The organism is Paenibacillus sp. QJM3NY_38 (assembly GCF_056173265.1).
In genome coordinates this window covers 3,542,443-3,557,090 of record NZ_CM149665.1, presented here as the reverse complement: position 1 = coordinate 3,557,090, position 14,648 = coordinate 3,542,443, and the positions used below count along the sequence as shown (strand labels likewise).

General features: G+C 48.8%; 9 protein-coding genes. All 9 read right to left on the bottom strand.

Going from position 1 to position 14,648, the window contains the following annotated elements:
• Positions 1–145: 145 nt before the first annotated feature.
• The 9 genes from AC0VZ8_RS16420 to AC0VZ8_RS16380 all read right to left on the bottom strand — a co-directional run bounded on the left by AC0VZ8_RS16420 (position 146) and on the right by AC0VZ8_RS16380 (position 14,639).
• Complete coding sequence (locus tag AC0VZ8_RS16420) at positions 146–1,273, bottom strand: glycoside hydrolase family 88 protein (RefSeq protein ID WP_475487573.1); 1,128 nt, start codon at positions 1,271–1,273, stop codon at positions 146–148.
• A gap of 11 nt (positions 1,274–1,284) precedes the next feature.
• Positions 1,285–2,175 (bottom strand): carbohydrate ABC transporter permease, encoded by an 891-nt coding sequence (locus AC0VZ8_RS16415; RefSeq protein ID WP_475487572.1) that lies wholly within the window; start codon positions 2,173–2,175, stop codon positions 1,285–1,287.
• A 12-nt stretch (positions 2,176–2,187) separates the two neighbouring features.
• A complete protein-coding gene (locus tag AC0VZ8_RS16410; protein ID WP_071220961.1) occupies positions 2,188–3,156 on the bottom strand; it encodes an ABC transporter permease in 969 nt (322 codons plus the stop codon).
• Positions 3,157–3,241: 85 nt separating this feature from the next.
• Positions 3,242–4,909 carry an extracellular solute-binding protein gene (locus AC0VZ8_RS16405; RefSeq protein ID WP_475487571.1) on the bottom strand — a complete coding sequence of 556 codons (1,668 nt, stop codon included), beginning with the start codon at positions 4,907–4,909 and terminating at the stop codon, positions 3,242–3,244.
• 153 nt (positions 4,910–5,062) lie between these two features.
• A complete protein-coding gene (locus AC0VZ8_RS16400; RefSeq protein ID WP_475487570.1) occupies positions 5,063–7,393 on the bottom strand; it encodes a helix-turn-helix domain-containing protein in 2,331 nt (776 codons plus the stop codon).
• A gap of 106 nt (positions 7,394–7,499) precedes the next feature.
• Complete coding sequence (locus AC0VZ8_RS16395) at positions 7,500–9,752, bottom strand: glycosyl hydrolase family 95 catalytic domain-containing protein (protein WP_475487569.1); 2,253 nt, start codon at positions 9,750–9,752, stop codon at positions 7,500–7,502.
• Between the two features lie 13 nt (positions 9,753–9,765).
• Positions 9,766–11,394 carry a response regulator gene (locus tag AC0VZ8_RS16390; protein WP_475487568.1) on the bottom strand — a complete coding sequence of 543 codons (1,629 nt, stop codon included), beginning with the start codon at positions 11,392–11,394 and terminating at the stop codon, positions 9,766–9,768.
• A 9-nt stretch (positions 11,395–11,403) separates the two neighbouring features.
• A complete protein-coding gene (locus tag AC0VZ8_RS16385) occupies positions 11,404–13,167 on the bottom strand; it encodes a sensor histidine kinase (RefSeq protein WP_475487567.1) in 1,764 nt (587 codons plus the stop codon).
• Positions 13,168–13,226: 59 nt separating this feature from the next.
• Positions 13,227–14,639, bottom strand: coding sequence for an ABC transporter substrate-binding protein (locus AC0VZ8_RS16380; RefSeq protein ID WP_475487566.1), 1,413 nt, complete (start codon positions 14,637–14,639; stop codon positions 13,227–13,229).
• Between the last annotated feature and the right edge of the window lie 9 nt (positions 14,640–14,648).

Sequence of the window (14,648 nt, the reverse complement as noted above, 5' to 3'; positions counted from 1 at the left end):
AGGCGACATCATCAGTGTTCCGACCAATAGGACCAAGACCAGCCCCATACATATCAATCTGTGATACCGTTGGTTTAATGCGTTTAATAACGTTTTCATATCCGTTCACCTCTCTTCGAATATTAACGCCCATAACCATAACCCATCAGAATACGCGATGAACCCAGCCCCGAAGCTTCGCCAGAGCCTCGATGTAATAATAATCCCCATAAATTAGCGACACATTGATATTGGTGTCCGCTGGCTTATGGCCGGTTCCGCCAAACAGGATTCCCTCATGCTCATGGACCTGAAATGCTGCATACTCCGTCGACAATGCCAGGACGATTCGCTCAGCGGCTGTCCGGTATACAGCCCCAACCTCCGGAGTTGTCAAGGCAGCTAGCTCCAACAATCCGGAGGCGGCAATGGCCGCAGCGGAGGTGTCACGAGGCTCGGTATCGGGATTCGGTACCCGGAAGTCCCATGGCGGCACCCCGTGCCCCTGTAAGGAAGCTATAAAATGATGAGCTACCCTCTCGGCGGCATACAGAAAATCCTTGTTGTTCGTATAACGGTAAGCGTTAGCCATCCCGTACAGCGCCCACGCATTCCCTCTCGACCAGCAGGAATCCGGGGCATAGCCCTGCCATCCCTTATACTCCAGCAATTCCCCGCTTTCCGGATCAAACACGGCCACATGACAGGTGGATCCATCGGCTCGGATCATATGCTCCAAAGCCATATTCGCATGAGCATTCGCCACGTGGCGGAATCTCGGGTCTTCACCTTCTTCGGAAGCCCAGTACAAGAGGGACAGGTTCATGAGGCAATCGATAATAGCCCAACCCGGGAGATCCTTGTTCCATGCCCTGATGTACTGGCCAGCCAAGTTAAATCGTCCAGCCAGAAAGTTAGCCGCCGCAAGTCCTCGTCTTCTGCCATCGGCATCTCCGGTTAACTTATATTTCAATACGGCTGTCGGCAAATACTGAAACCCGACATCATGATGGAAGCGACTCTCTTCCAAGGTCAATCGTTCCATCCGTATATCCCACTCCCACGCCGCTTCCTTATACTTCGCATCCCCGGTCATATCGTAAAAAATCCACAGCATTCCCGGCCAAAATCCTGATATCCAGTTGTCCAAGGTCAAGCCGTCGTATTCCCCATCCTTGGCTGCATGGGGTGCAAGTTCAGGCTCCCTTGCCAGCATCCGGTCCACCTTCATCCGAGCAGCGTTCCACCACATATCCAAGTCGAGTTCATGTTGAATCTTTAATTTACTCATCATATCCTCCTTCGTTATCCTTTAATGGCACCGATTAGGGCACCTTTCACAAAGTACTTCTGCAGAAACGGATAGACCAGCAGAATCGGTACCGTTGCTACGATAATGGTTGCATGCTTGAGCGTTTCGCCGATAACGGCAACCTCTCCTCCGCTCGCTCCGCTTGCCATAGAGCTTGCATCATTCAGAAGCAGCAGCTCCCGCAGGACGAGCTGAAGCGGGTACAAGGAGCGATCCTGCAAATAGATCATGGCCTGGAACCACGAGTTCCAGTGGCTGACACCGTAATACAGCAGCATGACGGCGATGACCGGCATGCACAGCGGCATCATGATCCGAAATAGGATGACGAATTCATTAGCTCCATCAATCTTTGCCGATTCCTCCAGACTATCAGGCACCGCCTCAAAAGCCGTTCTCATGATAATCAGATTAAAAGCAGATATAGCCTGAGGGATAATCAAGGACCACAGCGTATTGGTGAGCTCCAGGCCTTTCACTGTAAAATAGAGCGGAATTAAACCTCCGCTGAAGAACATGGTGAATACGATAAACAGCATTAGCTGCTTGCGATATCGCAAACCCTTACGGGACAACGCATACGCTCCGAACGCGGTCAACGTGATATTGAGCACCAAACCGCCCGAAACGATTAAAAACGTATTCAGGTATCCTTGTATAATCATCGGATTGTCAAACACAAGCCGGTATGCGTTAAATGTTATATCCAGCGGCTTCCATAGAATTCCCGAATGCTGCATGTAACGGGTTGGATCGCTCAAGGAAGCAAACAGCACGTATATCAATGGATATAACGTACATAAGGTGATTACGGTCAACAAGACGTAATTCAAAACATCAAACAGCTTTTCGCCAACCGATCGATTCCCAGCTCTCCATTCCATTCCCTTCACCTCCTACCACAAGCTGGTTTTGTTCATTCTGCGGCTCAGCCAGTTTGAGCCGATAACAAGCGTGAAATTGATGGCCGAATTGAACAACCCTACCGCCGAACTGAAGCTGTAATTGAATTCCTGCAACCCTACCCGGTACACATAGGAGCTGATCACATCTGCTGTATCATAGGTTGACGGGTTATAAAGCAGGATGATTTTCTCGCTGCCAACGTTCATCAGCCTGCCGATTTCAAGAATGAACAGGATGATAATCGTAGGCATGATCCCTGGCAAAGTCACATTCAACATCTGCCTCCACCGATTGGCTCCATCAATCTTCGCGGCCTCATATTGTTCCTGGTCGATACCGGCCAGGGCCGCAAGGTAGATGATGGTCCCCCAACCGATGTTCTGCCAAATTCCGGAGGTTACGAAGAGGGTCCGAAAATACTCAGACTCCAGCAGAAGAGAGACCCGTTCCCATCCGAAAAAAGCCAAAATATCGTTGATTAACCCGTCGCTCATCGTGAATTCCTTAATAATGCCGCAAACAACAACCAGCGAAATAAAATGCGGCATATACGTTATGGTTTGAACCGTGCGTTTAAATGCGGTTTTCCTCACCTCGTTCAGCAGAAGCGCCAATATAATGGGCGCCGGGAAGCCAAAGAGGAGCTCATAAAAGCTGATTAACAGCGTATTTTTGACGACCCGCCAGAAATAGATGCCGTTAAAAAACGATTCGAAATGCTCCCAGCCGGCCCATGGACTACCCATGATGCCAAGACGCGGAGAGAACTCCTTAAAGGCGATGGACGCCCCGTACATGGGGAAATAATGAAAAACCGCAAAGTATAGGAGTACCGGGATTAACATGATGTACAGGAAACGATTTTTACTAATGTCCTTTAACAAGCCCCAATTTCGAGGATCCAGTCCTGCCGAGTTAGAAGGAATTGACGTGCGTGTCGGAGGCGGAAGTTTCGCCATGCCGTGCTCACTCCTTATGTTCTGTCTATTGAAGGTTCAAGTTAGCGAGGGGGATGAGAGCCCGCTCCATTCCCCTCGCAATTCATTATCTGCTGTTGTATCGATCCAGGGCGCTTTGATAGATCTCAACCGCACGTTCAATCCCCAGCTTCTTGATTTGCTCCACGTACTTGTCATAACTCTCCATCGGCTCCTTGCCGACAATAAACTTGACAAACATTTCCTCTTTATAGTTGCTTACTTCGGTTAGAATCTTGCCAAGCTCCTTGCTTTCTTCGGCGGTTGGCGTCAGGAATCCAGGCAGTATATGCTTCTCGGCATCCGTCTTCGCCCATACTTTCACGGCCTCATCCTGCTCAGGGAACGTATTCCAGTTCCGGCGTTCATCCGCTTCGTAAGGTCCATTCGGCTTGGAATACTGCGATACCATCTGCTGCAGACTATATTTCTCATTATTTTTAATCAAATCGGTATACACCGGCGCACCGTTCTCCATCGCGTAGCTCTCCCCTTCAATGCCGAAGTTGTAGAGCATCGCGCCCTCATCGCTGTAGGCATAATCCAGCCAGCGTACGATCAATTCCGGATTTTTGGCGGCGGTTGTGATGGCTTTGCTTGGTCCCGGATTGTACTTGAAATCCCGTTGTCCGATAAAGGGAACTTCGTCTTTATTGAGAGTTGGATACGGAGCTCCTACCAGCTTGAACTTCGGATCCTGCGCCTTCATAGCATCCATCCATTTTCCCATGCCGCCGCTGAGAAGATGTACCGTTGCCCCGGTCTGCCCGGTCAGAATTTTGTTGTCCAACGCTTTGGTATCGGTGAGCGCAAAGTCCTTGTCAAACAATCCTTCCGCAAACCACTTCCGGAATAAGGCCAGAAAATCTTTATACTGCGGATCTATGGGACCATACTTCACCTTTCCGTCATCGTCGACATAGAAGGAGTTTGAGGTGCGGTAAGCTCCGATGAAAGCATCGCGGATCTCAAAGTTCCCTCCGGTGTAAGTGACACTTAGCGGTGCTTTGGCACCCTTCTCGTCACGAAAGGCAATTAACGTCTTCTCCCACTCCTCTATGGTCGTTGGAACTGGAAGACCAAGCTCATCCAGCCAATCCTGACGGATCATGGGACCGCGGAAGACGAGACCGGATGGATTGCGAATCATGGGAAATACATAATATTTGCCGCTGTCTGTCTTGACCATTTGATCAAGCACCGGATCCGCTTCAAGTTTTTTCTTCAAGTTCGGGGCATATTGATCAATCAGATCATTAAGCTCCAGGATAACACCGTCCTGAATGGCTTTCTCGGGTCCGCCCGGATAAGATCCCGCACTTCGTCCGGTCCAATCGTATTCAATGACATCGGGAAGCTCATCGGATGCGATCATTAGATTGAACTGCTCTGCCGTCTGCTGATCATTAGGATGAATATACTCCACCTGAACTCCTGTTTTTTCGGCAAGCGCTTTCCCGAACGGCGTTTCGGCCAGGTTGGAATAGAAGGTTACCGCATTCATGTTCAAGATTTCCCATGACGTGATCGATTCGGTTGTATTTAGCGGATACGATGAATCGATTGCAGTGGATGTATCCTTCCCGGCCTCGTTCGGCTTAGCATCCGGCGTGTTATCTTTACTCCCCGACGAACATCCCGCAAGCACCAGACTTGTTAACAATATGGCGGTCAGTCCTGACTTTACATTTCGCAACAAGCTGTCTTTGACCCGCAAACGTTGAACCATCATCATTCCCCCGATTGTAAGATTAAGGTAGCGGATAGGCCAGCATGATGCCCTATCCGATGTCATTGTTCAATAAAACCCGCGTCCCTGACCATAGACAAAATCTAAAATCACAGGCAATTCCTTAAAAATCGATGGATTTTCCTCCAAAATCCGGGTTTACAGTGCGGCTTTTTGATATTTGCCGGGGGTCATGCCTTCGAATTTTTTAAAGATTCGCAGGAACGTGCTGACATCCGAATAACCGACCTGGTAAGCGATTTCATTGACGGTAAGCTTTTGCAGAATAAGCAGTTCTTTTGCTTTAGACAGACGGAGGCGGTTAATGGTATCCAGCAAGGCTTCTCCTGTAAATTCCTTGTACAGTCTTGATACATAAGAGGGGGTCATCTGAAAAGCGTCGCCAATCATTGAAATATTCAGTTTCGGGTCATACAGATGCTCTTGGACATACTGCGAGACATCTTCGATTAGATAACGGTGATGATTCCGTTTCTCGGCCAGGATCCAATCACAGACTTGCGCAAGCATCTGTTTCATCCGCTCCTTCATCTCCGGAACATGATCGCATTCGAGCAATAGATCCGCATCGATGAATTGCTCTTCAGATGTTCGCTTGCTGCCCGCTTTCACTTCCTCAAGCGTATTCAGCATCGTGCTTGCCAGGTTGTACATCAGGCATTTGGCGATTGGTACCGAAACCGGATGCTTTGAAAAATTGGCTTGGAATATATTATCCAAAATGGCTTCTGCTTTGTCGTAGCTCCCGCTCTTCACCAAGCCTATAAACTGCTGCTCGGCACTCAAAGGATAATAAAATTGACGGGTTTGCATACTCTTGTCAGAAAGCGTGTCCGTATATGGGATGAACTGTCCGCTCCCCATCACAATCCGGTATTCAAGTGCGGCTTGCGCTTCTTGATAAGAAAGGGCAATGCCATGCAAACTCGAATGAACCTGACCCACAGCCACCGTAAGCTCTGCTTCAATATGCTTTCGCATGAATTCGCGAACCTGAGCCAGTATTCGATTCAACACACATTGCTCCTGCTCCTCTGACAAGCTCGCTTTGAAGTTAACGACACAAGCAAGCGCATCGTTCATTTCTGTTGTAAAAACGATCGCTTCATCGGAAGCTGTATCCTCAAGCACGTTGGTCAGTATGAAATAAAGCATTTGCTGCTTCTGATCCGGGAGTCCGCGAATGCCAAACTGCTCAAACTTGCCATAATGATCAATCGATATCAGCAGGACGACAGATCGGTCGGAATGAAACTGGATATCGTGAGCAGGCAGCGTGGTATGGAGAGACTGATCATGATCGGAGTACCCCTTTAACAGACGCCGCAATAAATGCGCTCGTATTGTATTGCGATGTTTGTGAAGCGCCGTTTGCATATCTGCCTTTTCATGAAAATGCTGCTGAATCGTCCCCTGCAGAAACGAGTATTCGTTGGCTCCCGCGTCAAACCTCAGACCGAATTGCTTGGATAAACTTTGCAGCATCAATTGAACCGGCATATAGTTTCTGCGTAAGAACAATACTGTAACGATCCCTCCGATAAACAAGCTCAGGGCGATGCTGATCCATGTCAGATGACGTAAATCTTTCATCTTCTCATTAAATAATGCTGCTGGCAGTACGGATACATATTTCCATCCGGTTACTTGCGACGTGATATAGGAAACGGCGAACCTCCCCTCGCCCGAGTCCATGTAGATCATTCCGCTATCTCCTTGAAGCTGCTCATAATTCAGGCCAGCAGGTACGGTCGGATCCTGTCGTGATGCAGCGATATACTGACTATCCGTATCGATAATGAACATACTGGCATCCTTTTGCCGGGGAACGCTCTCGATGAGCTTCGAATCCTTGATCAAGAACAGGACAACAGCAGGGGGCTGTGCCGGGGAATTAAATACAAGGGAATGAGCAAATACAACCACCGGGAAGCTCTGAAGGCCATCTTGAAACTCCATAGATTTGTAACCGTTTACATATCTTTGCTCAAACAGTTCCATCCACTTCTCATAAGAGGGTTCGTCATTTCGCCGCAGTTTTTGATAGAGGCCCCTGCCGCTTGTGTGGCCATAGGTTGAAATCACTGTATCACTGTTCAAATACATGACGTAAATATCCTCAATCGAATCGTTTGCATTTTTATAAGTTCGCAGGCTTTCCGATATGCTGAACACATCGTAATACTGGTGATCTCGAAGTGGTAACTCCACGCTGGAAAATGCCGATATCCCCTTGTTTAGCGCGATTTCCAAACTTAAACGCTCCAGGCTTTTCAGCTTGTTGTCAATGGACATTTCCATCTGCTGAAGAAGCAATTCGTTTGCCCGATTGGTCTCGCCCTTCACTTGGTGGTATGAGAATGAATACAGCACAAAGCTGATCAGAATCGGCACCATTAGTACGGTGACATAAGAGAACAGCCACGCTACAATGACGCTGCGATTATATTTGCGAAGGATGCTGAACATATGATTTTCCTCCTTACAGCCCTTTGTGATAACAAGAGCAGCCTTCACAGGGATAAGGCTGCTCTTAAGACGAGAAAGTTTTCAGGTTATAATGATGATCTACCGATTATTGGGGAAGCCCATACAATCTCCACGGTTTACGACTGCCAAACAGATTGCATTTGCCCTTCTCAGCAGGGACAGGCGAGATGCGGAATCGAATGGATCCGCTCCCATGGGCTCTGTTAATATAAGCCTCCTCACCAGGCTTCAAAGCCAGATCAATTGTCCCATCTGCCTGGATTGGACACTTCCTCGTGATTCCCCCGATGTCAATAACCAGGCCGTCGTCCGCAGATGTGACCATATCCGTTACGATCCGGCAGGGCTCTCCGGCAAGACTGCAAATATGTATCCAAGCCGTGCGCCCCTCCTCCCGAACGGCGCTAACAAGAAAACCTCCTTCTGCCCGCAGCTGATGGAATACCGACTCCGGCCACTCTTTAGGGACTGCAGGGAATACATAAATCCGCTCCCCTCTGCTCTGAAGCAGCATATCATGGATCGATTCCGCCCCGGCCAGCGGCGTTTCGATGACCGGTCCCGCTTCTTTATACATGGTGTTCGGCTTAATGAGATGCATTAAACTTCGCAAATACGCGAGAGTTTCATCTCCTAAACCTAACTTGGCTGCGATGGAGGCGGCTCCGGTAAAGCTGAAACCGCGCAAATCTCCTTCAAGGCCGATCCAATGGCGGAGCGACCGAAGAATCAACTCCTTCTCCTCTTCGGTTTCGCCGACGATATGTAGTGGAAAGGCCGCCAGCATATGGCTGAAATGACGGTGTCCGAATTCCATACGCTGACCCTCGCCGATCATATACCCGGATGAATCGACCGGGAAAGGTACCAAACGCTCGAGTACTTCCCGCCACCGATCATGCAGCGGGTCATGAACACCAAGCTGATCGGCCATGCGGATTAACGTTTCACATCCCCAGCGCAGCAGCGCTAAATCATAATGAGTATCAGCTGTCTTCACCTGCTTAAAGGACCCGTATTCCGGTGAGACTGTGGGAGGTAAGTGTAGACAGCCGTCCTGTCCTTCCTCAAGAAGATGTAAATATAAACCTACACTGCGCCGCAGAAGTGGATATACCAGACTTCGCAGCATCTGATCATCCATGGCATAACGGTAATGACGCCAACAGTTATGCATCACCCAAGTTAAATTCCCCACCTCATCTGTGACCGGACTGTTCAGATCATAGCTTGAGCTTCGACCTAGTCCTGCGGAGTCTGCACGGTATGCTTCGGGAACATTACGGATCAATTGATCCTGATGCCCCTCCAAAGAATGAATCAGCGACATGCCCAGATGGAGGCGATTGGCCGTATAGATCGGAGAGTAACTCATCTGAACGTTCATATTGAACCATAGTCCAGGCCATGGCGTCGATGTGAGCCACGGCCCCTGATTATCGATAGGGAATGAGTCCGCCCGGGTCGCAGACGCAAGCTTATACATCTGTATCCAGTAAAAGCTTTCCAGCTGCTGATCCGGTATGGAAATGAAGCTTTCCGGATAGTAATAATGCCACCACCTGCGATGCTTATGAATCCAAGCTTCCCAGCCTGAGGTTGATTTCGGCACAGCCCGAAGTTCCCGTATCGCCTGATCACGAACGAAATCGTCCGTGCCATTCATTACGGTTAAAATGCAGATCTGGCGATGTGAGCTTTCCACCCCCTGCTCAGTCTGGTCAGGACAGTGAGTTATCCAAGCCGTAGTGCAGCCATCCCCGCTTCCATATTCCTGTATACCGATCGATACCTCACCAGATTTTATATGCTGAACGGTGGTATCAGGTATATATTGGTTGAGATTGATCCCGTCCGCGTTCTTCAAAATAGGGTCAACTTCCGGATAGGCGTACCACTTCAGCTTCGCATGGCGTTCACCTTCATCTGCATCGAGCTCCAAGACAAGTACAGGCGCCAATGCATGCACAAGCGCACGAATTCTGACTTCACCCTTCGTAGTCGGTATAACCGCCCGGAGCTCCGCGTTCCATAACACCAGCCGCATTTCATAGGGCTGATAAATCCAACCCTCCAGCTCCAATGCAAGCTCGCCAATAGGCACGCGTACCGGAAAAGCCTCTGCACCCGGACGTGATGCGGTTATATCGGAACGTCCAAGCACAAAACGCAGCACATTCCGTTTATCCCGATGTTCTTCACTGTAGATCATCGCTCCGAGCATGCCGTTTCCAAGAAAAGCTCCTTCATCCCAGCTGATCGGACGCGTGGTCCACACCATATCGTGTCTGGACATAAACACGGGCCAGTCAATGGCATTCTCAATGCGGGTAGTCACGATATCCCTCCCATTACAATGAAATGTTGTTTCTTATGTGCGCCTGCTTGAATTCCGATGGTGTCATCTGCGTATATTTTTTAAATACGTCGGTAAAATACCGCCGCTCTACATAACCAAGCGACTCCGCAATCTCCTGGATTTGCCGATCCTCCAAGAGCAGCCGTTTGGCCATCTCCATCCGTTCTTGCGTGACAAATTGACTAAATGCCATTCCCGTCACTTTCTTGAACAAGCCGGCAAAATAACTTGGGCTTAAATGAACTTCCTTCGCGCAAGTACTTATGCTGAGGTCCTGATCCAAATTGGACTTCACATAATGAATGGCTTCCTGGATGATTTTTGCGGCGGCGGAGCGGTTCTGATTTTCAATGCGTTCACAGCCTAGCGTCACGATGCTATGCAGAATCTTCTTCATGTCCGTTAAGGATCTCTCCGAGCTGACCCGCCCTTCCCGAACGATCATGTTCAAATCGGATAGTTCATTCATGGGCACCTTGTCTTGAATCGCCCTTAGCATCATATACGCCAGCTCATAGTACAAGCTGATGAAGTATTCCGGCTTCGGAAGCGGCGACCTGTCCGTAAACTCAGTCAGGATATGATCAAGCGTCAGTAAAGCTTGGCGGACGTTTCCGGATTGTATGGCATATACCATTTCCTGCTCTGCGGCCCGTATGCTGCGCGGCAGGGAGATTTCAGTATTAGCTATATCTTCGTATGAAATCACCGCGTTTCCGCCGGTATAGAAATGGTATGACAGGGCATGCAAAGCCTGATCGTACGATGAGTTCAATTCATGGATATACGTTACGGGGCTACCAATTCCTATTGAAATCGTTAAGGAAGTATATAATCTGACATGCTGACAGCACGCCTCCGCTATGGCCGCCGCTGAAGCTGATAACGGTGTATTCAACACCGCCACTAGGCGGTTAGCCGAATCCCGGAATACCATCCCCTTTGTATACAAAGCGATGGTCTCCTCCGTAATATTCTTCAATGCAAACCGGGCAAGCTCCAGTTCATTCATCGGCGAATCTCGATGCTTGTCAGCAAATCCGTCGATTTCAAGAATCATGACAAGCAAATGCCTGGACTCCAAATCCGGCTTCACATATTCCCACCGCTGCTTCGCCTCCTGTTCGTTCACCTTATGATGCAACAGCAACGTGAACAATTCCTGACGCAGGAACGGCATGCTCTCCTGAACCCGCTGCTCTAATTCAGCGATATGATCCTCTTGGTTTCGTATCGCTTCAATTTCTTTTTTTGCCTTTACGACAATTTCCTCGATATGAGCCAGTGAAAAGGGCTTCGTTATGAAGTCAAACGCCCCAAGTTGAACCGCTTGCTTCGCATATTCAAAATCACTGAATCCCGTCATCAATATGAGCTTGCTGCGCGGCAGCAGCTCTTTGACACGCCGGGTCATTTCCAGACCATCGAGCTTCGGCATTCGAATATCGGTCACGATGATATCCGGTTTGCACGAGGTGATCAGCAGGAGTCCGTCTTCTCCATTGATTGCCGTCCCGCTTACGGATATCCCATGATGTTCCCAGTTGATTTGCTTGGAAATACCATCGACGACACTCTGAATGTCATCAATAAAGCATATGGTTGTCGTTCTTGCGCTCATCGGCTTGAGTCAACTCCCTTCGAGTTGTGGGTAACGGGGGATGATAATCGAAACTCGGGTACATACATTAGGTTCGCTCTCCAAGTGCAAGTCAGACGAGCTACCGTACTGTAGCTGCAATCGCAACCGGACATTATATAACGCATAACCCGATCCAGCTGAGGATGACGGTTGTCGAAGGAGTGGATCAGCTGTATTCTTTTCGTTCAGCCCCATACCGTTATCTTCAACGATGAAGTACAGATAAGAGCTATCCTGTTTCACCTGAATCCGTATGAAGCCACCCTCATTGCGATCGTTAAAGCCGTGCAGGATTGAATTTTCAACCAGCGGCTGCAGTATGATTTTTAAGATCGGCTGCTGCATATCCACTAAAGGATCAACCTCGATCATGTAGGTAAAGAGCGTTTCGTAGCATTTCTGCTGAATGTTTAAATACTGCTCCACGTGCTGAAGCTCATGTGCAAGCGTTGTCTCCTCCTTGCCGCGATTGAGGCCGAGCTGAAACAGCTGTGACAAGGACAGCACCATTTCCTGAACATCCTCCAATTGATTCAACTGGCACTTCCAGTAAACCGTGTTCAGCGTGTTATATAGAAAGTGAGGATCAATTTGAGCTTGCAGGGCTTTCATCTCGGACTGGCGTTTTTCCTTCTCTGCCTGCTTCACAACATCAAACATTTCATTGAGCTCTTCCAGCATCCGGTTAAAGCGATAACCGACCTGCGTAATTTCATCATTGTATTCGCTTTCATAACGTACGTTAAGATCGCTCATTTCCACCCGTTTCATTAGTGATTGCAAGTGGCTTAACGGTCTTATGAGCAATCGGGTCAGCATATTCGCAAAAGCAAACGACACAAGCAAGCATCCCGTGATAACCCCAAGAATGGTCAGCTTGATGCTGTCCATTTGCTTCATCAATTCTGATTTAGGCAGGAAGCTGAATAGCGTCCACTCCTTCACTCCCCCCAGCTTGGTATAGTTAACGAGGTACTCATAACCTTGATCCGAATACTCAAAGCTACCCTGCTCAGCAGTCAAGGCCTCCCTGTATTTAGGCTCATGTTTCAGCGTATCCGCGATGATGGAATCGTTTAGCAGCACATCGCTCCCATCGGAGGAGGCCAAGAGATGGAACTGCTTGCGATTTTTATCCTCCGAGGCAATTAAGGATCGAATCGAGTCGATTTTGACATTCGCTACAACGAAAATATCCTCGATATAATGGGAAGGTATGCCCTCCATCACAAAAGAAATGACGTTCTCCCGGCTGGAAAAGAAACGGTCCTCATGACCGGCCACCCATAATTTGCGCTTCTCTCTTTTGATATTCGTATACAGCTCCGAATCATAGAACGAATAGGAGAAGTTACGCTGCTGACTTGTCTGGTAATAGTCACCCTCACGCGTGGCGATAAGAATAGAATCGATCATAGGTTCATACAGCTTGGTCTGCACAAAAGACGATTGCAGCCCGGACAAATGTGTATAGTAGTTCTCCGCCTCCGAGTAGCTGCTGTCCATCCCTAACGCTCTTCGGTAAGCCGTATTGACCATCATTGAGTAAACTGCTTGCGTGACATGATTCAGCTTCTCATCCAACACCTTGGATGTTTTATGAATCGTTTCCTGACTAAGCTGATAGGCATTGTCCTTCACAACTTCCTCCGCGATCATGTAGCTTAACGCGCCTGCGGTAGTAACCGCAAAAATGACAATGAGCATAAACGCGATCCAGATTCGGCGTCTGAACGATAGTCGGTAGAGCATTGATCAACATCCTCCGTCTCTATGTTTCGGCTGTGGCAGCAGTTGTTTGTTAATGTAGATCAATCGCTTAGCCATGAGACATCCTGAGGATGCAGCGGATCAAATGAAGGAATGGCTTTCATATCCACTCTGCCGGCGGCCCGTTCCTGATCTAATGCTGCGTTGTAACGCGCGTTCAGATCCTCAATCAATGAATCAAGATCCCCGCCGATCATGATGTACTTTACGAATTCGTCCTCCCACTCCTTACCCTTTGGCTTGAATCCTTGAGGCGATGCAGGCCATATTCCGTCATACTCACCTGGGAAGAAGCTGGTGATGCCGTCGATTTCGGGTTTCCTGGCTTTAGCGGCTATCGCCTCCACGGATAAAATGCCAAGTCCGGCTTCCTGATACCCAATCAGCACTTCATCGCTATACATATAACGGAGAAACTTCCAAGCTTCCTCCTTATGCTTCGACTGGCTGCTAATCGATAACCACCTCGTCGCTCCAACGCCCTGATTGATCACTCCTTTATAGGTCCCGTCAATCGATGGGGGAAGAGCAGCTCCCCATTGGATCTTGGCCGGAAACTGATACTTATAAATGCTGGGTTCCGAAGAATAGGACAGATACATCCCGATCTTCCCGTCGGCAAATTGTGCCCGAAGCGGATCGATGTCCAGAGATTCCGATCCCGGCAGCGTACTGCCATTCTCCATCATGGTCCGAAATGCGCTTATAATCGGTATAAAGCCTGAGAAATCATAGCTGCCTGTCGAAAAGTCATATCCATCGCCGCTGATTCCACTTATTTCCGCGATCGGAACGGCTGACCGGCCGAGAGCGCTGGCAGGAATTTTATAGGGGAGGGCAAAACCGTAAATGCCGTCCGCTTTTCCAATTTCGGTGATTCGACTTGCCGCCTCCACCAACTCGTCAAGCGATTTCGGAGGTGAGGTTATGCCTGCCCGCTTAAACAGCTCCACATTATAAATAAGCCGCAAAGTTGATCCGCTGTTAGGCAGGCTGTATATATATGGATCAAAGACGTTGTATCCCTCGATGAAGGCTTGCTTCCCGAACCTGTTTCTGATCTCGGGCGTTAAATACGGGTTGAGCGGCTCCACATAGCCTTTTCGGGTCATTTCAGCGAGATCGATCGGGGTAAAGATATCGGGTGATTGCTCGCTGGCAAATGACAAATCAAGCGATTGGGCAAAATCATCTGCCATCACCGTCATCTCAACCTCAATTAAATCACTATTCTCCTCGTTATAACGATGAATGACCTCTTTGATATAATTCGCGTCATGACGCCCCGTTGACCAGAATCTCAGCTTTGTCTTTTCTGGGGCACCAGCCATATCTGATGCCATTGATTGCGAAAATATACGACCAGAGCCCTGCCCTTTGCCACCTTGCATGCACCCCGTTACGGTTATGCTCAAGCACATCAATGCAACCAGCGGTAATCTCCAAGTGATCATGCACGCTCC